Source organism: Klebsiella sp. K5-45 (genome assembly GCF_030128605.1).
GTDB classification, from domain to species: Bacteria; Pseudomonadota; Gammaproteobacteria; order Enterobacterales; family Enterobacteriaceae; genus Klebsiella; species Klebsiella quasipneumoniae.
Map to the genome: position 1 here is coordinate 256,531 of NZ_JAKUZW010000006.1, position 23,039 is coordinate 279,569.

Genomic DNA, 23,039 nt, shown 5'->3' on the forward strand with positions numbered 1-23,039 from the left:
ACCGTTTGGCGATTTGGAAGTCGAAAAGGGAATAAGCACCTGGCAAAGCTTAGCTGAAAGCGGCTCGCAGATTAGACGTGTCATTGTGACCAACGGCAGCCAGGCGCGCACTGTGTTTATATGAAAAACACACAGATATATGCTCGTCAGCTCAGACGTAGCTTAACGCCAACAGAACGTCGACTATGGTACTTACTGCGCAACCGCCGTTTTGCTTGCTATAAGTTTCGCCGCCAGCATCCCGTTGGCCCCTATATTCTCGATTTTGCCTGCTGCGCAACACGGCTGGCGATTGAACTGGACGGCGGTCAACACGATCAGAGACGCGTCTACGATGTTCGCCGTACCCGCTGGCTACAGAGTCAGGGATGGCGGGTTTTACGCTTCTGGAATAATGAGTTTGAAGAGTATGAAGAGGCGGTGATGGAGCGGATACTTGAAGCGCTTGAGTCGCCAATGCCCTCACCCCGCCCCTCTCCCTGAGGGAGAGGGAGAAAGAGAGTCCGCACGCAGATTCCATAACCGCACCGAACAGTTCCCTCTCCCTCAGCGAGAGGGAGAAAGAGAGTCCACACGCAGATTCCATAACCGCACCGTACCGTACCCTCTCCCCTTTGGGGAGAGGGTTAGGGTGAGGGGACAAATTACAGCGCCTGAATACGCTCCAGGGAGGGCGCGAAGTAATAGCCGCCGGTCACTGGTTTGGTGAAGCGCAGCATCGCATCGCGTTTGCCGTCGGTATCGCCGAACATGCTCAGCAGCTGCTGCTCGATGTTGTACAGACGCGCGCAGTAAGCGCAAAAATAGAGGCCATGGGTACCGCTGGCGGTGCCATACGGCAGGCTCTGGCGAACAATTTTCAGCCCTTTGCCATCTTCTTTTAAGTCAACGCGGCTCAGGTGCGACGTGACCGGACGTTCGTCGCCATCGATCTCTTCATTGGCTTCCTTGGTGCGGCCGATCATCATCTCCTGATCCGGCACGCTCATGCGGTTCAGCTGTTTGAGATTATGCTCCCAGCGCTGGACGAACACGTAGCTGCCGCCCGCGTCCACGCCGTCTTTGATCACCGCCACTTCACGACGGGTTTCTTCCCCCGCCGGGTTTTCGGTGCCGTCGACGAAGCCGCTGAGGTCACGCTCTTCCACCCAGCGGAAGCCATGGATCTCTTCTTTCACCTCAATAGCGTCGCCAAAGGCGGCCAGCGCGGCCTGCGCCACCGAGAAGTTCACTTCATGGCGGGCGGATAAAATATGAATCAGCAGGTCATACTGGGTGGACGGAGCCAGCCCTTTGCCGTAGACCGGAAAATCTTTTAACTCTTCCGCCCCTTCGCCGCCGCTCAGCTGACGCCAGACGTTATTGCCGAACGCCACCACGGCACCGAGTTTGGCGTCAGGGAATTTAGCCTGAAAGGTGGCCACTTTATCGACAAAAATTTTGCTCGCTTCGCGCAGGGCGTTAACGTCCCCTTTGACATTGGCTTCAATCCAAATCGCCGCGCGGCAATGTTCCGGCAAAATGCCGCTCTGAACCTGAGACATCGCTCCTCCTGAAATGATGCAACCACAACGCTGTCGCGTTGCTAACGCGCCATTGTAACCGTTTTTCAGGGCCGTCGTGTCTCTTCAGATCAATTTAGCGACGCCAGATAATTTTGCTGACCTTCCAGTTTTTCAGCGTATCGTCGGAGGGCATCAGTTCGTCCGGGCCGCTCCAGTGGCCGGTGAAGGCGTAACTGATATGCTGGCTCCCCTCGGCCTGACACTCGACGACCGCCCCGTTGTCATTGCTGCCTTTCTGGCAGTTGCCGAAGGCTTTGCTGTACAGATCGCTGAACGGTGTGCCGATTTTCACGCCGCTGGCGGTTTTGATTTCGGCATCACGCACCTCAATCCGGCTGATGGCGCCGTTGTCGCCATTGATGGTCAAGGCCACGCTGTTGTCTTTCAGCGCTTCAAAGTAGTGGACGATATTGCCCTTATCGGTCTTCATTCCGCTGCGCAAACGATAGTCGCCCCCCAGGGCATCGCTAATGGCCTGTTCGTTGAGCGGCGTGGACGCCGTCAGTTTACCCACCCCCTGCTCGGTCACCTCGGTGGAAGAACCAAACCAGTTCCACGGATAGGCCGCCGACCAGTTGACCGCGCTCATCGTTGAGCAGCCGGTGAGCGCCAGCGGAAGCGCGCAGAGCATTACACGTAGCGATATCATTTCACAATCCTTTCTGAGTCATTCAACGCATGTTGGAGTTCACGATCGGTAAAAAGTGCCATTAAAAGCTAGTCTGGCGAAAACAGGCGCCGAGGCGACGGCTGGTTGCCAGCCACCACAGGGCATAACCATCCGCGACCAGCAGCGCAATGGTCAGCGATGAGGGCGATTCGCCGCTCAGCCATAGCATCGGCTGCCAGAGCAACAGCAGCACTTGCGATAGCACCAGCAGCCAGCGCATCGCCCGCCACAGGCGCGGCAGGCGCTGACGATAGCCGCTAAGCAGAAAGGCCAGCACCGCCGGCACGCCGGGAAGTAAACCGAGCCAGAAGCGGTCGTGATCGGGATAGAACAGATTCAGAATCGCGTCGCCCTGCTGGCGCGACGCGCCGGCCATCAAGAACAGCACCCACGTGCGGGCCTGTAACAACAGTACGCACCAGAAAAGAAAAGGCAGGCGCAGACGGCCATGGGCATCAAAATCGGCGGGGATAAACTCAGTATTCTTCATCTTCAATCAGGCGTTTGCCCAGGGTCAGAACGTCGGCGTACTCATAGCCCAGCCGCTCATACATCCCCTGCACCACGTCGTTGTCCTCGCGGACCATAATATTGATTTTCGGGCAGCCGCGGGCAATCAGCTTTTTCTCGAGCCGGTTGAGCAACGCGTTCGCAATCCCCCGGCCGCGATATTCCGGATGGACCCCCAGATAGTAGGCCGACCCGCGATGGCCGTCATATCCGCCCATCACCGTACCGACGACTTCGCCGTTCACTTCCGCCACCAGGAACAGGCTGACATCGTGATTCAGCTTGCGCTCAATATCCATCTCCGGATCGTTCCAGGGACGCAGCAGATCGCAACGCTCCCACAGCGTCACAACCTCTTCGAAATCCTGCTGGCGAAAAACGCGAATCTCCATGGTATTCCCCACCATTGACGGTTAAAAACAGTGATTATGGCGCGAATATGACTGATAGCCAATATCAGGCGAAATCAGCGACAAAAAATGGCATAATATGACTTTGTCATGTATTGAAATGAAAAGTAAAACAATTCTTATTTTGAATGGTCGTAACGGCAAACGCGATACGATATAACATTGGACATCACTTGTTTACAATTCAGGCCGAATGAGCACTTTTAAACCCTTAAAAATACTTGCTTCGCGCCGTCAGGTGCTGAAAGCCGGGCTGGCTGCCATGACGCTGAGCGGCGTCACTGCACAGGTCAGCGCAAAAGAGCAGCCACTGAAAACATCAAATGGACACAGCAAACCCGCCGCCAAAAAGGCCGGCGCCCGCCGCATTGTGATGCTCGACCCGGGCCACGGCGGCATCGACACCGGGGCTATCGGCCATAATGGCTCGAAAGAGAAGCATGTGGTACTGGCGATCGCTAAGAACGTGCGCAGCATCTTGCGCAGCAACGGCATTGACGCCCGCTTGACCCGCACCGGCGATACCTTTATCCCGCTGTATGACCGCGTGGAGATTGCCCATCAGCACGGCGCCGATCTGTTTATGTCGATCCACGCCGACGGCTTCACCAACCCGAGCGCCGCCGGCGCCTCGGTGTTCGCCCTGTCAAACCGCGGGGCGAGTAGCGCCATGGCGAAATACCTCTCCGATCGCGAAAACCGCGCCGACGAGGTCGCCGGTAAGAAAGCGACGGATAAAGACCATCTGCTGCAGCAGGTGCTGTTCGATCTGGTGCAGACCGACACCATTAAAAACAGCCTGACGCTGGGCTCGCATATCCTCAAAAAGATCAAGCCGGTGCATAAGCTACACAGCCGCAATACCGAACAGGCGGCGTTCGTGGTGCTGAAGTCGCCGTCCATACCGTCCGTGCTGGTGGAAACCTCGTTCATTACTAACCCGAACGAGGAGAAACTGCTCGGCACCACCGCCTTCCGGCAGAAAATCGCCACCGCGATTGCCAACGGCATTATCAGCTATTTCCACTGGTTCGATAACCAGAAAGCCCATTCGAAGAGACGTTAATGAAACCCGATGCCGCGCAGGTTAAAACTTTTCTGCTCCAGCTGCAGGACAGCCTCTGTCAGCAGCTGAGCGCCGTAGATGGCGCGCCGTTTATTGAAGACGCCTGGCAGCGGGAAGGCGGCGGCGGCGGACGCAGCCGGGTGCTGCGCGAGGGCAATGTGTTCGAACAGGCCGGGGTCAACTTCTCCCACGTCCATGGCGACGCCATGCCTGCCTCCGCCACGGCCCACCGCCCGGAGCTGGCCGGACGCAGCTTTGAAGCCATGGGCGTCTCGCTGGTGGTTCATCCGCTGAACCCCTATGTGCCCACCAGCCATGCCAACGTGCGGTTCTTTATTGCCGAGAAGCCCGGCGCCGACCCGGTGTGGTGGTTCGGCGGCGGCTTTGATTTAACCCCTTACTATGGCTTTGAAGAGGATGCCGTCCACTGGCATCGTACCGCCCGCGATCTGTGTCTGCCGTTCGGCGAGGAAGTCTATCCGCGCTATAAAAAATGGTGCGATGAGTACTTCTATCTCAAGCACCGCCAGGAGCAGCGCGGCATCGGCGGTCTATTCTTTGACGACCTGAACACCCCGGATTTTGACCACTGCTTCGCCTTTATGCAGGCGGTCGGGAACGGCTATGCTGACGCCTATTTACCCATCGTCGAACGCCGGAAAGCCACGCTGTACGGCGAGCGCGAGCGCCACTTTCAGCTCTATCGCCGCGGCCGCTACGTCGAGTTCAATCTGGTCTGGGACCGCGGCACCCTGTTCGGTCTGCAGACCGGCGGTAGGACGGAATCGATTCTGATGTCGATGCCGCCGCTGGTACGCTGGGAATATGATTACCAGCCGGAGGCCGGCAGCCCCGAAGCGGCGCTGAGCGAGTTTATTAAAGTGAAAGCTTGGATCTAAACGAAGCCAATTCAGACCAAAAGCCCCGGAGTACCGGGGCTTTTTTATGACGTTTACAGCGGTTCGGTTTGCGCTTCGACAACCGCCAGCGCCACCATATTCACGATGCGACGTACGGAGGCGATCGGCGTCAGAATATGCACCGGCTTCGCCACTCCCATCAGCACCGGCCCGACGGTTACCCCTTCCGAACTGGAGACGCGCAGCAGGTTATAGCTGATCCGGGCGGCTTCCATATTCGGCATCACCAGAATATTGGCCGACCCTTTCAGCGGGCTGTCCGGCATGCGATCGTTGCGGATGCTTTCCACCAGCGCGGCGTCGCCATGCATTTCACCATCGATCATCAGCTCCGGGGCGCGGGCCTTCACCAGCTCCAGGGTTTTACGCATCTTGCTGGCTGACGGGCAGTCGGCAGAGCCAAAGTTGGAGTGCGACAGCAACGCCACCCGCGGCTCAATACCAAAGCGACGCACGCTTTCCGCCGCCATCAGGGTGATCTCTGCCAGCTCTTCCGGCGAGGGATCGTGATTGACATAGGTATCGGCGATAAAGGTGTTACCGCTCGGCAGCAGCAGCGCATTCATCGCCCCGGCGGTGCTGACGCCGTCGCGATAGCCGAACAGCGGCTGCACCACGCGGTAGTGGTCATGATATTCGCCGATAGTCCCGCAGATCATCGCATCCGCTTCGCCACGGTGAACCATGATGGCGCCAATCACTGTGGTGTTGCTAATCACCGCCCGCTGCGCCTGCTCCTGGGTAATGCCGCGGCGCTTCATCAGCTGATAGTACTCGCTCCAGTACTCTTTAAACCGCGGGTCGGATTCATTATTGACGATCTCGAAGTCAACGCCGGCCTTGATCTGCAGGCCCAGCTTCTGGATGCGCATTTCAATCACGCTTGGGCGGCCCACCAGAATCGGTTTGGCCAGCCCCAGCGACACCAGCTCCTGGGTGGCGTGCAGCACCCGGGTCTCCTCCCCTTCCGCCAGCACCACACGCTTCGGCTCTTTGCGCGCCTGAGAGAAGATAGGCTTCATAAACAGGTTGGTCTTATAGACGAACTCGCTCAGCTTCTCGATATAGGCGTCAAAATCAGCGATCGGGCGCGTCGCCACGCCGGAGTCCATCGCCGCCTTCGCCACCGCGGGGGCGATCTTGACGATCAGCCGCGGGTCGAACGGTTTCGGAATGATGTAGTCCGGGCCAAAGCTTAAATCCTGATCGCCGTAGGCGGAGGCCACCACTTCGCTCTGCTCAGCGTGGGCCAGCTCGGCAATGGCATGCACCGCCGCCAGCTTCATCTCTTCGTTGATCGCCGTCGCGCCGACGTCCAGCGCGCCGCGGAAGATGAACGGGAAGCAGAGCACGTTGTTGACCTGGTTAGGATAGTCGGAGCGGCCGGTGCAGATGATGGCATCATCGCGGACCTGCTTCGCCAGCGGCGGCAGAATTTCCGGCTCCGGATTGGCCAGGGCGAGGATCAGCGGCGCGCGCGCCATCTTCTTCACCATCTCCGGGGTCAGCACTTTCGGACCGGAGCAGCCGAGGAAAATGTCCGCGCCGTCGATCACGTCATCGAGGGTGCGTTTGCCGTCGTCTTCCACTGCATAGGCCGCTTTGGTTTCCGCCATGTTGGGCTCACGATCCTTATAGATAACGCCTTTCGAATCGCAGACCACGATGTTGTGCTTTTGCATCCCCAGCGCCACCAGCAGGTTCATGCAGGCAATTGCCGCCGCCCCGGCGCCGGAGACCACCATCCGCACGTCGGACAGATTCTTCTCAACGACGCGCAGGCCGTTGAGGATCGCCGCGGTGCTGATGATCGCCGTGCCGTGCTGATCGTCGTGGAAAACCGGAATATTCATCCGCTCGCGCAGCTGCTGCTCAATGTAGAAACACTCAGGCGCTTTAATATCTTCGAGGTTGATACCGCCGAAGGTCGGCTCGAGGGCGGCGACGACGTTAATGAATTTATCCGGGTCCAGCTCATCGACTTCGATATCAAACACATCGATGCCGGCGAATTTCTTAAACAGGACGCCTTTGCCCTCCATCACCGGCTTGCCGGCCAGCGCGCCGATGTTGCCGAGTCCCAGCACCGCGGTGCCGTTGGAGACCACCGCCACCAGGTTGCCGCGGGCGGTATATTTGTAGGCCGCCAGCGGATCTTTTTCAATTTCCAGACAGGGGGCCGCGACGCCCGGCGAGTAGGCCAGCGCCAGATCGCGCTGCGTGGCGAGAGGTTTGGTCGGCGAGACCTGGATTTTTCCGGGAACCGGAAATTCGTGGAAGTCGAGGGCGCTCTGTTTTAACTGCTCATCCATTTTATATTCCTTTCTTTCACGTATCGTTCGTAGGGAAAAAGCGTGATGACCATCCTGTCGTTCACCTTTCAATGGCAGACAGTATCCCTCCTGGCGGGGCGATAAACTTTGAACACCGCCAAACTCTGGCCATCGCTATGATCTGGTTGTTATCAATTTATAGCGGTTATGTTACCCGGATTCGCCGCCAATAATAGCCCCGTCTGCTATGCTTTTTGGTTATGTACCTCATCAATATTTATACCGCATACCGGCAAGCACTCATGTAACACCTTGTTCCAGGAGGACTTATCTATGAATCAGCTAGACAGTATCAAGCAGTTCACCACCGTGGTCGCCGACAGCGGCGACATCGAATCCATCCGCCACTACCATCCGGAAGATGCCACCACTAACCCCTCCCTGCTGCTGAAGGCCGCCGGCCTGGCGTCCTATAGCGGACTCATTGACGACGCGATCGCCTGGGCGAAAAAGCAAGGAGGCGGCCGTGAAGCGCAGGTGACTCACGCCTGCGATAAGCTGGCGGTCAATTTTGGCGCGGAGATCCTCAAAAGCATTCCTGGCCGGGTCTCCACCGAGGTGGACGCCCGGCTCTCCTTCAACCGGGAGAAGAGCATCGAGAAAGCGCGCCATCTGGTGGCGCTGTATCAGGAGATGGGCATTGATAAGTCGCGGATCCTGATCAAGCTGGCCTCCACCTGGGAGGGGATCCGCGCCGCCGAGACCCTGGAAAAAGAGGGGATCCACTGCAACCTGACGCTGCTGTTTTCCTTCGCCCAGGCCCGGGCCTGCGCCGAGGCCGGGGTCTATCTGATCTCCCCTTTCGTCGGACGTATTTATGACTGGTATCAGGCGCGCAAACCGCTGGATCCTTACGTGGTTGAGGAAGATCCCGGGGTGAAATCCGTGCGCAATATCTATGACTACTTCAAATAGCATAAATACAACACCATCGTGATGGGCGCCAGCTTCCGCCGCACCGAGCAGATCCTCGCCCTGGTCGGCTGCGACCGGCTGACCATCGCCCCGCCCCTGTTAAAAGAGCTGCAGGCCAGCGACGCCCCGGTGGTGCGCAAACTGATCCCTGCCAGCCAGATCCTGCCGCGCCCGGTGCCGCTCAGCGAGGCGGAGTTCCGCTGGGAACATAATCAGGATCCGATGGCGGTCGAAAAGCTGGCGGAGGGTATCCGCCTGTTCGCCGTCGATCAACGCAAACTGGAAGATCTGCTTGCCGCCAAACTGTCACTTTAGTCTCACGGAGAAAACTATGTCCCGAAGAGAGCTTGCCAACGCCATCCGCGCCCTGAGCATGGACGCGGTGCAGAAAGCCAATTCCGGCCACCCCGGTGCGCCAATGGGGATGGCAGACATTGCCGAAGTGCTGTGGAACGATTTTCTCAAGCACAATCCGCAGAACCCTGGCTGGGTGGACCGCGACCGTTTTATTCTGTCCAACGGCCACGCGTCGATGCTGCTCTACAGTCTGCTGCACCTGTCCGGCTACGATCTGCCGCTGTCAGAGCTGAAGCAGTTCCGCCAGCTGCACTCTAAAACGCCGGGTCACCCGGAGCATGGCTATACCCCCGGGGTGGAGACCACCACCGGCCCGCTGGGCCAGGGGCTGGCGAACGCCGTCGGTATGGCCATCGCCGAACGCACCCTGGCGGCGCAGTTTAACCGCCCCGGTCATGAGATTATCGACCATCACACCTGGGTTTTCATGGGCGATGGTTGTCTGATGGAGGGGATCTCCCATGAGGCCTGTTCGCTGGCAGGCACGCTCGGACTGGGCAAGCTGATCGGTTTTTACGACCACAACGGCATCTCCATCGACGGCAAAACCGACGGCTGGTTTACCGATGATACGGCAGAACGGTTCCGCGCCTACCACTGGCACGTGATCGGCGACATTGACGGCCACGATCCTCAGGCCATCAAACAGGCCATTACGGAAGCGCAGGCGGTGAAAGATAAGCCGTCGCTGATCATCTGTCGGACCATCATCGGCTTCGGTTCGCCCAACAAAGCCGGCTCAGAGGAGTCGCACGGCGCGGCGCTGGGTGAAAAAGAGGTGGCCCTGGCCCGCCAGCAGCTGGGCTGGAAACATCCCCCCTTTGAGATCCCGAAAGAGATCTATCAGGGCTGGGATGCGCGTCCACGCGGCGAAAAAGCCGAGCACGCCTGGAACGAGAAATTCGCCGCCTACCGGCAGCAGTTCCCGGAGCTGGCCGCTGAGCTGACCCGCCGCATGGATGGCGCCCTGCCGGAGGATTTTGCCGCGACCGCCCGCGACTACGTGGCGAAGCTGCAGGCCGAGCCGGCGAAGATCGCCAGCCGGAAAGCCTCGCAGAACGCGCTGAACGCGTATGGCCCGCACCTCCCGGAGCTGCTGGGCGGTTCGGCGGATCTGGCGCCGAGTAACCTGACCATATGGTCTGGCTCGACATCGATTAAAGAGGATGCCGCGGGCAACTATATTCACTACGGCGTGCGCGAATTCGGCATGACCGCGGTGGCCAACGGCATCGCCCTACACGGGGGATTCATCCCCTATACCTCGACCTTCCTGATGTTTGTGGAATACGCCCGCAACGCCGCGCGCATGGCGGCGCTGATGAAGGCCCGGCAGATCATGGTCTATACCCATGACTCCATCGGTCTGGGGGAAGACGGTCCGACCCACCAGGCGGTGGAACAGCTGGCCAGTCTGCGGCTGACGCCCAACTTCAGCACCTGGCGCCCATGCGACCAGGTGGAGACCGCTGTCGCCTGGCAGGCGGCCATCGCGCGTCAGGGCGGACCGACGGCGCTGATCCTGTCGCGACAAAACCTGGCGCAGATGCCGCGCACCCCGCAACAGGTGCAGGATATCGCCCGGGGCGGCTACGTGCTGAAGGATGCCGGAGGCAAACCCGACCTGATCCTCATCGCCACCGGCTCAGAAGTGGAGATCACCGTCCTGGCGGCGGAAAAACTGTTGGCCAACGGGGTGAATGTGCGAGTGGTTTCGCTCCCCTCCACTGATGTGTTTGACGCTCAGGACGAGGCCTGGCGCGAGTCGGTGCTGCCGTCGGACGTCAGCGCCCGGGTGGCGGTCGAGGCCGGGATAGCGGACTACTGGTATAAATATGTCGGCTTAAAAGGCAAGATTGTCGGCATGACCGGCTACGGTGAATCCGCCCCGGCGGAGCAGCTGTTCCCGTTCTTTGGCTTTACGGTCGACCATATCGTCGCCACCGCCGAACAGGTGCTTAACGGGTGATCCACAGCGTGGGCCAGGCGTCTGGCCCCTGCCAGTTGTCGCACGTCGGCTGCTGCGCGTAGCGGGAGAGGCTGAACCGCTGGCCGTCAAAACGCCAGCGGGTCTGGATCCCGCAATCGCCAGACGCGCGCCCCTTGTCCAGGGTCACCAGCTCATGGCGGCGGTCATCATAGCTGGCGTTAATAAGCTCTATCTCCCGCGGCGCCTCGCCCGGCGGCTGAAATGGCAGCGTTAGCCGCACCTGGCGGGCGACATACGGGCGCTGGCGGGAGACCAGCCAGGCCAGCCAGACGGTGTTGTACGCCCCGGATTCGCAGCTGGTCATCAGCAGCACTTTGTCATCCGTCAGGGCAGTGACGCGAATTTCGCGGCGGAACGGATCGAGGGAGCAGTTACTGTTGCTCATCCGCTCATTGCCATAGTCCATCAGATCGTTGAGCTCATCACGCCCCAGCGGCGACTGCGCCATGTCTGCGCTCGCCACCGCGCGCAGCGCCGGCGCCGGCGGTACGCTGAGCGGCGGCTCCTCCCCTTTGCCAACCCAGGCCGTTTCGCTGCCCACCCGCTTTTGCCGGGCGTCGATAAAAAACAGGGCCGCTTTCAGCCCCTGCAGGGAGATAGTCTGCAGGCCGTTGGCCAACGAGAGGGTTTTTCCCTCCTGTACCCGCTGGAGGAACGCATCGATCGTCACGCTGTCGTCAGTTTTAATGAGTTTATCTTCAATGCGCCAGCGCTTGTCGGTCAGGGACAGCGGTTTACCATCCAGCAGCAGGCGCGGCGCTATCGGCGCGAGCGTCGCCACCGGATTGCCGGTGCCGCCCAGTTCGATACGCAGGCTGGCATCAGTAGCCGCCCCGGCGCTGCGGCTGAGGGTCATCACCAGACCATAATGCAGCCCCACGTTGCGGGTGACGCAGAAGTTTTGGTTATTACAGGTGACCTGCCAGTCGTTGAAGCGCTGCTGCGCCGGTGCCGACCATGCCTGTGAGCAAGGCAGCACCGCCAGAAAGAGGAAAAAAATGATGCGAAAAAGCATGAACCGCCCGACCCCAGATAAACCCAACCACGGCGCCTATCCTGGACAACGGCAGCCGCTGACTCAATCGGATTTGTCAGAGTTCCCCGACATCAGGCCAGAGGTTTGCAAATACTGCAGCAGAATGACCGCTTTCCCGTCGCGGATCTCCCCGTCAGCGACCATCTGCAGCGCCTGGCTAAAGGGCAGCTCCAGCACCTCGATGGCTTCGTCATCCACCCCGCCGCCGCTGGTCGTTCGCTGCGCGTCGCTGTACTCAGCGATAAAGAAATGCACCACTTCGGTGACGCCCCCTGGCGACATAAACAGCTCAAACAGCTTTTGCACCTCGCCCACTTCATAGCCGGTCTCTTCCACTGCCTCTTTACGAATGCAGGCCTCCGGCTCGTCGTTGTCCAGCAGCCCGGCGCAGGTTTCAATCAGCATGCCGTCATGATTGCCATTGACCCAGGTGGCGACCCGAAACTGACGCACCAGGACCACCGTCTGCTTATGGCGGTTATAGAGCAGCACGGTGGCGCCATTGCCGCGATCGTAGACCTCGCGCTTGTGGCGCACGACGCTGCCGTCCGCCCGCGTCAGCTCATAGGTCATGTTGCGTAGTACGAACCAGTTCTCAGAGAGGATTTTATCTTTAATGACGTGAATATTGAGTGACATACCGACCCCACAGCGTAAAAGGACGCCCTCATACTACGCTGCGGAGCCGGGTTTGTCGTCAGTGAAGCGGCGTCGTTTTCAGCCCCAGGTAGTCAAGGATCCCCTGCGCCGCGTGACGGCCTTCCGCCATCGCCGTCACCACCAGGTCGGCGCCGCGCACGGCATCGCCGCCGGCAAAAATCTTCTCCTGGCTGGTCTGATAACGGTAACGGCTCTCCACTCCGGCTTTAATACGCCCCTGGCTGTCCAGTGCCACCCCCGCCGCTTCCAGCCAGGGCATGCGGTGCGGGTGGAAGCCAAAGGCCATGATCACCGCATCTGCCGGCATAACAAACTCGCTGCCGGGGATCGGCGTCGGGCGGCGTCTTCCCCCGGCGTCCGGAGCACCCAGCTCGGTGAGCAAAAAGCGAACCCCGTTCACCCGCCCGTTCTCGTCCAGCTCAAGCGTCACCGGCTGGACGTTAAACTCAAAAAGCGCTCCCTCTTCGCGGGCGTTTTTGACCTCTTTTTTCGAGCCCGGCATGTTGGCTTCATCCCGCCGATAGGCGCAGGTCACCTGGCGGGCGCCATGGCGCAGCGCGGTACGCACGCAGTCCATTGCCGTATCGCCGCCCCCCAGCACCACCACGTTCAGCCCGGCGGTGTTGACATAAGGCTCCTGCGCCGATTCCGCCAGCCCCATCACCTGTTTGGTGTTGGCGATAAGAAACGGCAGCGCATCGTAGACCCCGGGGGCCTCTTCATTCGGCAGGCCGGCCTTCATGGAGCGATAGGTTCCGGCGCCGACGAACACCGCGTCATACTCGGCCAGCAGCGTCGCCAGAGGGATATCTTTCCCCACCTCGCAGTTGAGCTCAAAGCGGACGCCCATCTCGCTGAAAATCGCCCGCCGCCGGGTCAGCAGCGACTTATCCAGCTTGAACGCCGGAATGCCGAAGGTCAGCAGACCGCCGATCTCCGGATGACGGTCAAAGACCACCGGCTGCACGCCGTGGCGCACCAGCACATCGGCGCAGGCCAGACCGGCCGGCCCGGCGCCGATAATCGCCACCCGTTTACCGTTCAGCTTAATCTGCGAGAGGTCCGGACGCCAGCCACTGGCCAGCGCCTGGTCGGATATAAATCGCTCAATATTGCCGATGGTGACCGCACCGCTTTCCTCGCGCAGGGTGCAGGCGCCCTCACACAGCCGGTCCTGGGGGCAGACGCGGCCGGTGATCTCCGGCAGACAGTTGGTCTGATGGGACAGGGCGACCGCGGCGGCGATATCCCCTGCCTTCACCAGCTCGACCCACTGCGGAATAGTGTTATGTAGCGGGCAGGTCCATTCACAGATGCTGTGTTCTCCACATTTCAGGCAGCGGGCGGCCTGCTGCCGGGCCTGGGTCGGGCTGAACGGCTGATAGATCTCCTCAAAGTGGTTCTTGCGCACCTCCGCCGGCAGCTTATCCGGCTCTCCGCGCGGCGGCGTCATCGCCATCTGCCTGACCTTCTCGCCGGCGTCGGGCTGTCTGGCGGGGGCCGCGCCGCGCTGCCACGGCTGCGCCTCCTGGCAGGCCGAACGCAGACGCCGCTGCCTGGCCATCGTGGTCAATGTCTCATCGTCGGCGAGGGTCAGCGCCTGCGCCGGACAGTTTTCCACACAGGCCGGTCCCGCCTCGCGGCCCGCGCACAGATCGCATTTCTGCGCGCTGGCTTTCACCTGGCCTGCGGCCTGCGGCGTCACCACCACCTCCATCACCCCGAACGGGCAGGCCACCATGCAGGATTTACAGCCAATGCATTTCTCCTGACAGACCTGAACGCTGTCGCCAGTCTGGGCGATGGCGCCGTTGGGGCAGCTGCGGAGGCAGGGGGCGTCTTCGCAGTGGCGGCAGGTGATGGCGTTACGCTGCCCCTCTGCTTTAATCACGGTGATACGTGGCAAAAAGCGCTGCGGGGTCAGCGCATGTTGCTCCTCGTTATGCGCCATTACGCAGGCCACTTCGCAGGCCTGGCAACCGATACATTTTCGGCTATCGCTCAATATAAAGTGGTTCATGGCTTCCTTTTGTCTTATTGGTGAATAACCCCTTAATGCGCATGCCTATTTATTACCCGACAAGACGAGGCCGGAACAATGTTCATTTGCCCAGGATACCCTTTTTCTGGAAAGAATCCGTTTTGGATCAATTTTTTTGACTTATATGAAATCAGGTTTCACACCGGCAAGGGATAATGCGTCCCCGGGTGCGGCGGGCGAAGCGGTGTGGCCGACCTGGCGGCACGAAAGGTCGATGTTTCTTTACGATACGGCAAAAGCAACATGATAAATTACACTATCTCCTTAATTTCTCCACGATTGCCGGAGGCGCTGGCGCTAAAGTGGCACAGGCTGTGCAATAACAAGAACATGTGCATATGAGGTTTTCATTCTGATGGCGAATTTCTTTATCGATCGCCCCATTTTTGCGTGGGTGCTGGCAATCCTGTTATGCCTGACGGGCACCCTTGCCATTTTGTCGCTGCCAGTTGAACAGTATCCCGATCTGGCCCCGCCGAATGTACGGGTTACAGCCAACTATCCTGGCGCCTCCGCACAAACCCTGGAGAATACCGTCACCCAGGTTATCGAACAGAATATGACCGGCCTCGATAACCTGATGTATATGTCATCCCAGAGCAGCGCCACCGGCCAGGCGACCATCACCCTCAGTTTTACCGCCGGTACCGACCCGGACGAAGCGGTACAGCAGGTGCAAAACCAGCTGCAGTCGGCGATGCGTAAACTGCCGCAGGCGGTGCAAAACCAGGGGGTTACGGTACGCAAGACCGGCGATACCAATATCCTGACCCTCGCCTTCGTCTCCACCGACGGCAGTATGGATAAACAGGATATCGCCGACTACGTCGCCAGTAACATTCAGGACCCGCTCAGTCGCGTCAACGGCGTGGGGGATATCGACGCCTACGGCTCGCAATACTCAATGCGCATCTGGCTCGATCCGGCAAAGCTCAATAGCTTCCAGCTGACCACCAAGGATGTTACCGACGCTATCAGTTCGCAGAACGCCCAGATTGCCGTCGGCCAGCTCGGCGGCACGCCTTCCGTGGATAAGCAGGCGCTGAACGCCACCATCAACGCGCAATCTCTGCTGCAAACCCCCGAACAGTTCCGCAATATCACCCTGCGCGTCAATCAGGATGGCTCAGAGGTGACCCTCGGCGATGTCGCTACCGTGGAGATGGGGGCGGAGAAGTATGACTATCTTAGCCGCTACAATCGCCAGGCCGCCTCTGGCCTGGGAATTAAGCTCGCCTCCGGCGCCAACGAAATGGCCACCGCGGAGCGCGTGATCGCTCGCCTCAATGAGCTCTCGCAGTATTTCCCGCACGGGCTGGAATATAAAGTCGCCTACGAGACCACCTCCTTCGTGAAGGCTTCTATTACCGACGTGGTGAAAACCCTGCTGGAGGCGATCCTGCTGGTTTTCCTCGTGATGTATCTTTTCCTGCAGAACTTCCGCGCCACTCTGATCCCGACCATCGCCGTACCGGTGGTGCTGATGGGCACCTTCGCGGTGCTCTATGCCTGTGGTTACAGCATCAACACCCTGACGATGTTCGCGATGGTGCTGGCGATCGGCCTGCTGGTGGATGACGCCATCGTGGTGGTGGAGAACGTTGAGCGCATCATGAGCGAGGAAGGCCTGTCGCCGCGGGAAGCCACCCGCAAATCGATGGGACAAATTCAGGGCGCGCTGGTGGGGATCGCGATGGTGCTGTCGGCGGTGTTTGTGCCGATGGCCTTCTTCGGCGGCACCACCGGCGCTATCTATCGCCAGTTCTCTATTACGATTGTCGCGGCGATGGTCCTCTCGGTGCTGGTGGCCATGATCCTCACCCCGGCCCTTTGCGCTACCCTGCTCAAGCCGATTAAACCAGGTGAATCCCATGAGCGAAAAGGCTTCTTCGGCTGGTTCAACCGCACCTTTAACCGCAGCGCCAGCCGCTATGAAACTTTCGTCGGCAAGATCCTTCACCGCTCGCTGCGCTGGATGCTGATCTACATCGTCCTGCTCGGCGGGATGGTGTTCTTGTTCCTGCATCTGCCCACTTCGTTCCTGCCGCTGGAGGATCGGGGGATGTTCACCACCTCGGTACAGTTGCCGAGCGGCAGCACCCAACAGCAGACGCTGAAAGTGGTACAGAAAGCGGAAGATTACTTCCTCAATAACGAGAAGCAGAACGTCGAGTCAGTGTTTGCTACCGTTGGCTCCGGCCCCGGCGGCAACGGGCAGAACGTAGCCCGCATGTTTGTGCGCCTCAAAGACTGGGACCAGCGCGATCCGCAAACCGGCTCCTCCTTTGCCATTATTGAACGCGCCACCAAAGCGTTTAATCAGATCAACGAAGCCCGGGTCATCGCCAGCAGCCCGCCGGCAATCAGCGGCCTCGGCAGTTCGGCAGGCTTCGACATGGAGCTGGAAGATCACGCCGGTAAGGGGCACGATGCGCTGATGGCGGCGCGCGATACGCTGCTTGAGCTGGCGGCTAAAAACCCGCTGTTGACCCGCGTCCGGCATAACGGGCTCGACGACAGCCCGCAGCTGCAGGTCGATATCGATCAGCGTAAAGCTCAGGCGCTGGGCGTCTCCATTGATGACATCAACGATACGCTGCAAACCGCCTGGGGGTCGAGCTACGTCAACGACTTTATGGATCGCGGGAGGGTGAAGAAAGTCTACGTCCAGGCGGCGGCGAAATATCGGATGCTGCCTGACGATATCAATCTCTGGTACGTCCGCAACAGCAGCGGCACGATGGTGCCGTTCTCGGCCTTCGCCACCTCGCACTGGGAGACCGGTTCGCCGCGCCTGGAGCGCTACAATGGCTACTCGGCGGTGGAGATCGTCGGTGAAGCGGCGCCGGGCATCAGTACCGGTACCGCGATGGACATGATGGAGAAGCTGGCCGCGCAGCTGCCGACCGGCTTTGGCCTCGAATGGACCGCCATGTCCTATCAGGAACGCCTCTCCGGCGCTCAGGCGCCGGCCCTGTACGCGATTTCCCTGCTGGTGGTGTTCCTGTGCCTGGCGGCGCTGTACGAGAGCTGGTCGGTGCCGTTCTCGGTGATGCTGGTGGTTCCGCTCGGGGTGATTGGCGCTCTGCTGGCGACCTGGATGCGCGGCCTGGAGAATGACGTTTACTTTCAGGTGGGCCTGTTGACGGTGATCGGCCTGTCGGCGAAAAACGCCATTCTGATCGTCGAGTTCGCCAATGAGCTTAACGAGAAAGGCCAGGATCTGCTCAGCGCCACGCTGTCGGCCTGCCGTCAGCGCCTGCGCCCTATCCTGATGACCTCGCTGGCGTTTATCTTCGGCGTGCTGCCGATGGCCACCAGTACCGGCGCCGGTTCCGGCAGCCAGCATGCGGTCGGCACCGGGGTGATGGGCGGGATGATCTCCGCCACCGTGCTGGCCATCTTTTTCGTACCGCTGTTCTTTGTGCTGGTGCGTCGCCGCTTTCCGCTGAAGGAGCGTCCGCAATAAACCGTCGGGCGACGGCGGCGAGCCGTAATAACAGAAAAGGCGACCTGGATGGTCGCCTTCTTTATGTGTTCAGAACTATGACGCGCTTATTTACGTCGCGTTATTCCCCTGCTCACATTGCGGAAATTTATTTACGAAGCATGCCTTCAATAAAATCTTTCCAGTTCCCCAGTTCATGTTCAATCATAATAGCCTCTCTTATTATTATGGTCGATTCTATATAACTTCATTGCTGATGGGAAGTTGTGCTCCCCTATTGCTCTGATTGTCTTGTGGACCGCTGACAGAGATAAAACCTCTGGTTGCCGCCACTATGCCGTCTCGTATGTAAAAATTATGTGATACAGAGCACCATCAAGCAACATTTTCGTAATATTGTTAATGCCCTCACATCATGCCCGCGGCTGGGCGAATTTTAATCACCCTAACGCATTGCATGAGATACCCGGTAAAAGGTTATATTTATTCATCTGAATCACGTATTATTTCAACAAGGCTTATATATTCGGAAATATCTGAGTTAACCGCTTAATTGAATGTTAAAGGTTTATCTATGCTCACCATGTACGGAATTAAAAACTGCGATACCATTAAAAAAGCCCGCCGCTGGCTGGAAGCACATCAGATTGACTATCGCTTCCATGACTACCGCACCGATGGCCTCGACCGCGCGCAACTGGATACCTTTATTGCCGAACTGGGCTGGCAGGCGCTGCTGAACACCCGCGGCACCACCTGGCGCAAACTGGACGAATCGCTGCGCAACAGCATCGATAATGCCGATGCCGCCGCCGCATTGATGCTGGAAATGCCGGCGATCATCAAACGCCCATTGCTCTGCGCGCCCGGTCGTCCTATGCTGCTGGGTTTTAGTGAAGCAAGTTATCAGCAGTTTAACGAGGTATAGTCTATGTCTTGCCCGGTCATTGAGCTGGCTCAGCAGCTTATTCGCCGCCCTTCCCTTAGCCCCGATGATGCGGGATGCCAGGCGTTAATGATTGAACGCCTGCGTGCGATCGGCTTTACCGTTGAACCGATGGATTTCGGCGATACGCAGAACTTCTGGGCCTGGCGCGGCCACGGCGAGACGCTGGCCTTCGCCGGCCACACCGACGTGGTCCCGGCAGGCGACGCCGACCGCTGGATCAACCCCCCGTTCGAACCCACCATCCGCGACGGGATGCTGTTTGGCCGCGGGGCGGCGGATATGAAAGGCTCGCTGGCGGCGATGGTGGTTGCCGCAGAGCGTTTTGTCGCGCAGTACCCGAACCACCGGGGCCGACTGGCGTTTTTGATCACCTCTGATGAAGAGGCCAGCGCGAAAAACGGCACCGTCAAAGTGGTGGAGACGCTGATGGCGCGTAACGAGCGTCTGGACTACTGTCTGGTCGGCGAACCCTCCAGTACCGAAGTGGTCGGCGATGTGGTGAAAAACGGCCGCCGCGGCTCGCTGACCTGCAACCTGACCATTCACGGCGTACAGGGCCATGTCGCCTATCCGCACCTTGCCGATAACCCCGTCCATCGCGCCGCGCCGATGCTGGCGGAGCTGGTCAATATCGAGTGGGATAAAGGCAATGAATACTTCCCGCCGACCAGCATGCAGATTGCCAACGTGCAGTCCGGTACCGGCAGCAACAACGTGATCCCTGGCGATATGTTCGTCCAGTTCAACTTCCGCTTCAGTACGGAACTGACTGACGAGACGATCAAAGCCCGGGTGGTCGCCCTGCTGGAAAAATACCAGCTGCGTTACAGCGTGGAGTGGTGGCTCTCCGGACAGCCGTTCCTTACCGGACGGGGCAAGCTGGTGGATGCGGTCGTCAATGCCATTGAGCACTATAATGAGATCAAACCGCAGCTGTTAACCAACGGCGGCACCTCAGACGGACGGTTTATCGCGCGCATGGGGGCGCAGGTGGTTGAGCTGGGCCCCGTGAACGCCACGATTCACAAAATTAATGAATGTGTGAACGCCGCCGACCTGCAGCTGCTGGCGCGGATGTATCAACGCGTAATGGAACAGCTGGTCGCCTGACGTACTGACGTAAAGAGGAAGCGCGCATGGAATGGCTTATTAAACACTGGTGGATTCTGGTGCTGGTCTTTTTGGTGGGGGTAATTATCAACGTGATTAAAGATCTAAACCGCGTTGACCACAAAAAATTCCTCAACAACAAACCCGATCTGCCGCCGCACCGTGATTTTAACGATAAATGGGACGATGACGACGACTGGCCGAAGCACGACCAGTCGAAGAAACCGTAAGTTTGCCGTTATCGCGGTAGCGCCCGCCTGTAACCCCGCCCGCCGGGGTTACAGCATTTCGATGATATCGTCCCCTTTCGGCGTACTGCCGCTCAGCGCCTCATCAAAATAGTGCTTCGGCACGGTGTAGCGCAGTCGCTCGATCGCGAACTGCATGCTGCGATCGTCAATGGCATGCCCCAGATCGTCCACAATATCTAAGGTCACGTCGCCCCCCGCCTGCAACAGCGCCTCCTGTGCCGACACCGCCCACGCCAGATCGATAACCCGATCGTCACCACCGTGGATCAGGTGAATGGTGGTGGCCGTCGTTGCGGTAACCGGCAGCGTCGCATAGCGGCCATTAAAGGCGATCACCCGCGAAGCCAGATCCGGCGCTGCTTTGATGCTTTCCAGCGACATGATCGCCCCCTGAGAGAAGCCGATCAGCGCGGTGGCCAGTGGGCTGATGCCGCTCTTTTCCTGCCAGTAGCGCACAATTTCAATAAAGGTCGGCATAATGGCGTCGATACGCTGCTGACGATTCTCTTCCGTCACTCCCTGCACCGAAAACCACTGCCGACCGTCAGGACCGCAAGGCTCCACCCCGCCAATGCTCACGATCAGCGCATCAGGAAACTGCGGCGCGAACCAGCTGCCAATTTGCCCCATGGAGACCGGGTTATCCCCCACGCCATGAAACAGCAGCAACAGCTGTTGCGCAGGCGTCGCAGGGCTTTGAACAATAAAATGATCGTGTTTCATGGCTGTCTCCTTAGTGTATGCGGGCAGTGTACGCCGCTCGCCAGATATGACCATGCCATTTAACTGAATGAGTTAGTTAAAAAAATTGCAGGTTCGCCACCTGCTGATGCAGCGCCTCGGCGCGCGCTGCATCGAGGAAGCGCAAGGCGTCAGCGGCCTCCTGACGCCATCTCGCCAGCAGGGCTTTACGCCCTGTTAGCTGCAGCGCGGCGCAGAGTTCGGCCTCTTCTTCCCCCTGCAGACGCCCGCGCAGGGCCGGCAACGGGATGTCGGCCTGCAACAGCAGGCGATTGAGGCAACCCAGCGCCGCGGCCAGCGGGCGATGGGCGAAGGCAAAGCTCGCCGCTTCCAGCCAGTCCTCATCACTAAGCATAGCCCCTGAAACGGCCGGCAGCGGCGCGGACGCTTGCCGCCACGGGCGCAGCCAGTATTCATCACGCTGTAGCCGCTGTGCCTCCCGTTGCGCGAGCTGATGCCCCGCTGCAGTCAGCGGGAACAGAGCCATCGCGGTATAGCACCCGCTGCTGGCCTCGCGATGGGTGCCCAGCCGCACGAGAATAAACCCACAGCGTTGCCAGAAGCGCCACAGCTCAGGGGTATAGCCAAAGCTGACGGAGAGATAATCATAACCTGCGGCATCGGCGGCGATATCGGCGATCATCTGTTGCCCCAGCCCTTCGCGCTGGCGGGCGGGGTGGACGGCGATCCGACTGACCCGCAGCCCGCGCAGCGTCGCCGCCAGGGGACTGCCGCCATGCGCCGCCAGCGACTGGGCGACCAGGTTCCCCCGCGGCCGGCGAAAACCCGCCCACACCGCCCGGCTGAGTTCGGGAGAAAGTCCCCCTTCGGCCACCAGCCACAGGGCGCCCGCCACCGCACCGCCGGCGCGAGCGCAGCGGAAAGCCTGGCCTGGAGCGTCCATCATGCGCCGCAGATCGAGAGGAGAAGTGCGGTAATGCGCCCCGGATAACAGCTGGTACATCGCTTCCGGCAGCGCCGGCTGCGTTTGCCAGCTGGACTGATTGACCGCCTCCAGGCCTACCTCCCCCGTCGGCGCGTCGCGAAATGCCTCATCGCTGAAGATCAGCAGCTGGCTGATGGCCGACTCCAGCGGGCAGCCTGCGGCCCAGCGGATCGGCGCGCTCAGGCTGAACAATTGCAGATAGGGCAGGCTGGCGCAAAATTTCAGCAGGAACCCGCGACCGGTGCCCTCATAACCCTGCACCGTCGTGGTAAGTAGCGTGCGGGGAAAACGGCTAACCAGCTGCCGGAGAAGCGGAGCCGGTATAGCCGCGGCCTCATCGACAATCAGCCAGGACGCCTTTTCCTTCGACGACAGCAACGCATCAGGAGCCATAAAGCGAAACGCCTCGCCGGCAAAGCTCGCCAGCACGTCGACGGCGCTGCGGGTCGGGGCGGTAACGATGGCCTCACCCGCGAGCTGGCGCAGCAGCATGCCCGCGAGGGCGGATTTCCCTCGCCCTCGTTCAGCCGTCACTGCTGCGATACCAGGCGGTAGACGCAATAATTGCCCAAGGATCGCCGCCTGTTCGGCCAGCGGGTGACCATCGGCGGGATGCCAGTCAGTGCGCCGGACGGCCAGCGGGAGCCGCGGCGAGTCCGACTGCCGCCAGAGCAGCACCTCGGGGTCGGCGATAAACTGCCGACAGCAGCGGAGAACAAAGTTGGGGGTAGAGATCGGGTCGGGCGTATCGCTCCAGCGCAGGGAGTCCTCATCCACCCGGGACGGCCAGTCGGCGAAAGAGGGCGTCAGCAGCACCAGCCAGCTTCCCGCCCGCAGCGTACCGCTCAGGGCCGCCAGGGCGGCCACATCAAACCCGCGCCGGGCATCGAAAAAGGCGTGCATCACTTCCCGCCCCAGCAGCGTCTTCAGGGCGCCAGGCGCCACGCCGGGGGCAGAAACCGGCTCGGAGCCCACCCACAGGCCATCGCCGCCGAGCCGCTCCCGCAGCGCCTGCGCCTGCTGCAGCGTCCAGGCCTCGTCGCCGCTGAGCACCAGCAGGCGGCGAATCCCCTCCCGCGCCATCTGCGCGGTGAGGTCAAGCAGCGCGTCCATCATCAGGG

The 23,039-nt window shown here is 59.9% G+C and carries 19 protein-coding genes and 1 pseudogene; 9 read left to right on the forward strand and 11 right to left on the reverse strand.

Going from position 1 to position 23,039, the window contains the following annotated elements:
* Positions 1 to 120 precede the first annotated feature (120 nt).
* On the forward strand, positions 121 to 483 hold the full coding sequence (locus tag MKS11_RS15005) for an endonuclease domain-containing protein (RefSeq protein WP_004201988.1): 363 nt from the start codon (positions 121 to 123) through the stop codon (positions 481 to 483).
* Between the two features lie 161 nt (positions 484 to 644).
* Here MKS11_RS15005 and MKS11_RS15010 read toward each other — a convergent pair whose 3' ends face one another.
* The 4 genes from MKS11_RS15010 to MKS11_RS15025 all read right to left on the reverse strand — a co-directional run bounded on the left by MKS11_RS15010 (position 645) and on the right by MKS11_RS15025 (position 3,137).
* The gene (locus MKS11_RS15010) at positions 645 to 1,544 is read right to left on the reverse strand and encodes a Dyp-type peroxidase (RefSeq protein WP_004201987.1); all 900 of its coding nucleotides are present in this window, start codon (positions 1,542 to 1,544) and stop codon (positions 645 to 647) included.
* Between the two features lie 94 nt (positions 1,545 to 1,638).
* Entirely contained in the window at positions 1,639 to 2,214 is a 576-nt protein-coding gene (locus MKS11_RS15015) for an RpoE-regulated lipoprotein (protein ID WP_087771352.1), read from the reverse strand.
* Between the two features lie 61 nt (positions 2,215 to 2,275).
* Positions 2,276 to 2,725, reverse strand: a complete 450-nt coding sequence (locus tag MKS11_RS15020) for a DUF2919 domain-containing protein (RefSeq protein ID WP_017900453.1) — start codon at positions 2,723 to 2,725, stop codon at positions 2,276 to 2,278.
* Positions 2,712 to 3,137, reverse strand: a complete 426-nt coding sequence (locus tag MKS11_RS15025; RefSeq protein ID WP_002913637.1) for a GNAT family acetyltransferase — start codon at positions 3,135 to 3,137, stop codon at positions 2,712 to 2,714. The genes MKS11_RS15020 and MKS11_RS15025 overlap by 14 nt, the downstream gene beginning before the upstream one ends.
* A gap of 211 nt (positions 3,138 to 3,348) precedes the next feature.
* Here MKS11_RS15025 and amiA point away from each other — a divergent pair, with 211 nt between their 5' ends.
* Both amiA and hemF read left to right on the forward strand, forming a co-directional pair.
* Positions 3,349 to 4,221: an N-acetylmuramoyl-L-alanine amidase AmiA gene (gene amiA / locus MKS11_RS15030; RefSeq protein WP_004201984.1), complete on the forward strand. Its 873-nt coding sequence runs from the start codon at positions 3,349 to 3,351 to the stop codon at positions 4,219 to 4,221.
* Positions 4,221 to 5,120: an oxygen-dependent coproporphyrinogen oxidase gene (gene hemF, locus MKS11_RS15035; protein ID WP_087771351.1), complete on the forward strand. Its 900-nt coding sequence runs from the start codon at positions 4,221 to 4,223 to the stop codon at positions 5,118 to 5,120. The genes amiA and hemF overlap by 1 nt, the downstream gene beginning before the upstream one ends.
* 53 nt (positions 5,121 to 5,173) lie before the next feature.
* Here hemF and maeB read toward each other — a convergent pair whose 3' ends face one another.
* Entirely contained in the window at positions 5,174 to 7,453 is a 2,280-nt protein-coding gene (maeB, locus tag MKS11_RS15040) for an NADP-dependent oxaloacetate-decarboxylating malate dehydrogenase (RefSeq protein ID WP_004201966.1), read from the reverse strand.
* A 294-nt stretch (positions 7,454 to 7,747) separates the two neighbouring features.
* On the opposite strand from maeB, the pseudogene tal reads away from it, so the two are divergent.
* Positions 7,748 to 8,704: pseudogene (gene tal / locus MKS11_RS15045) on the forward strand (transaldolase).
* A gap of 16 nt (positions 8,705 to 8,720) precedes the next feature.
* Complete coding sequence (tkt, locus tag MKS11_RS15050) at positions 8,721 to 10,715, forward strand: transketolase (protein ID WP_023318853.1); 1,995 nt, start codon at positions 8,721 to 8,723, stop codon at positions 10,713 to 10,715.
* Here tkt and MKS11_RS15055 read toward each other — a convergent pair.
* From MKS11_RS15055 to aegA, 3 genes are all read right to left on the reverse strand, one after another.
* Positions 10,705 to 11,751 (reverse strand): DUF1176 domain-containing protein, encoded by a 1,047-nt coding sequence (locus MKS11_RS15055; protein ID WP_004201962.1) that lies wholly within the window; start codon positions 11,749 to 11,751, stop codon positions 10,705 to 10,707. The genes tkt and MKS11_RS15055 overlap by 11 nt on opposite strands.
* Positions 11,752 to 11,814: 63 nt before the next feature.
* The gene (gene nudK / locus MKS11_RS15060) at positions 11,815 to 12,411 is read right to left on the reverse strand and encodes a GDP-mannose pyrophosphatase NudK (protein ID WP_049093419.1); all 597 of its coding nucleotides are present in this window, start codon (positions 12,409 to 12,411) and stop codon (positions 11,815 to 11,817) included.
* Between the two features lie 58 nt (positions 12,412 to 12,469).
* Complete coding sequence (gene aegA, locus MKS11_RS15065; protein ID WP_087771350.1) at positions 12,470 to 14,452, reverse strand: formate-dependent uric acid utilization protein AegA; 1,983 nt, start codon at positions 14,450 to 14,452, stop codon at positions 12,470 to 12,472.
* Between the two features lie 376 nt (positions 14,453 to 14,828).
* Between aegA and acrD the strand changes: the two genes are divergently transcribed.
* Positions 14,829 to 17,942: a multidrug efflux RND transporter permease AcrD gene (acrD, locus tag MKS11_RS15070; RefSeq protein ID WP_017900450.1), complete on the forward strand. Its 3,114-nt coding sequence runs from the start codon at positions 14,829 to 14,831 to the stop codon at positions 17,940 to 17,942.
* Between the two features lie 127 nt (positions 17,943 to 18,069).
* Here the strand turns inward: acrD and ypfM are convergent, their stop codons facing one another.
* Entirely contained in the window at positions 18,070 to 18,129 is a 60-nt protein-coding gene (ypfM, locus tag MKS11_RS15075) for a protein YpfM (RefSeq protein WP_100181659.1), read from the reverse strand.
* Positions 18,130 to 18,495: 366 nt separating this feature from the next.
* Here ypfM and MKS11_RS15080 point away from each other — a divergent pair, with 366 nt between their 5' ends.
* From MKS11_RS15080 to MKS11_RS15090, 3 genes are read left to right on the forward strand one after another with little or no spacing between them, the layout of a single operon-like run.
* Positions 18,496 to 18,849 (forward strand): ArsC family reductase, encoded by a 354-nt coding sequence (locus MKS11_RS15080; protein ID WP_004201956.1) that lies wholly within the window; start codon positions 18,496 to 18,498, stop codon positions 18,847 to 18,849.
* Between the two features lie 3 nt (positions 18,850 to 18,852).
* Complete coding sequence (dapE, locus tag MKS11_RS15085) at positions 18,853 to 19,980, forward strand: succinyl-diaminopimelate desuccinylase (protein WP_004201953.1); 1,128 nt, start codon at positions 18,853 to 18,855, stop codon at positions 19,978 to 19,980.
* A gap of 26 nt (positions 19,981 to 20,006) precedes the next feature.
* Positions 20,007 to 20,210, forward strand: coding sequence for a YpfN family protein (locus MKS11_RS15090; RefSeq protein ID WP_002913768.1), 204 nt, complete (start codon positions 20,007 to 20,009; stop codon positions 20,208 to 20,210).
* Positions 20,211 to 20,258: 48 nt separating this feature from the next.
* Here MKS11_RS15090 and ypfH read toward each other — a convergent pair whose 3' ends face one another.
* Together ypfH and MKS11_RS15100 are read right to left on the reverse strand one after the other, a co-directional pair.
* On the reverse strand, positions 20,259 to 20,954 hold the full coding sequence (gene ypfH, locus MKS11_RS15095) for an esterase (protein WP_004201952.1): 696 nt from the start codon (positions 20,952 to 20,954) through the stop codon (positions 20,259 to 20,261).
* 76 nt (positions 20,955 to 21,030) lie between these two features.
* On the reverse strand, positions 21,031 to 23,034 hold the full coding sequence (locus MKS11_RS15100; RefSeq protein ID WP_087771349.1) for a tRNA(Met) cytidine acetyltransferase TmcA: 2,004 nt from the start codon (positions 23,032 to 23,034) through the stop codon (positions 21,031 to 21,033).
* Positions 23,035 to 23,039 lie beyond the last annotated feature (5 nt).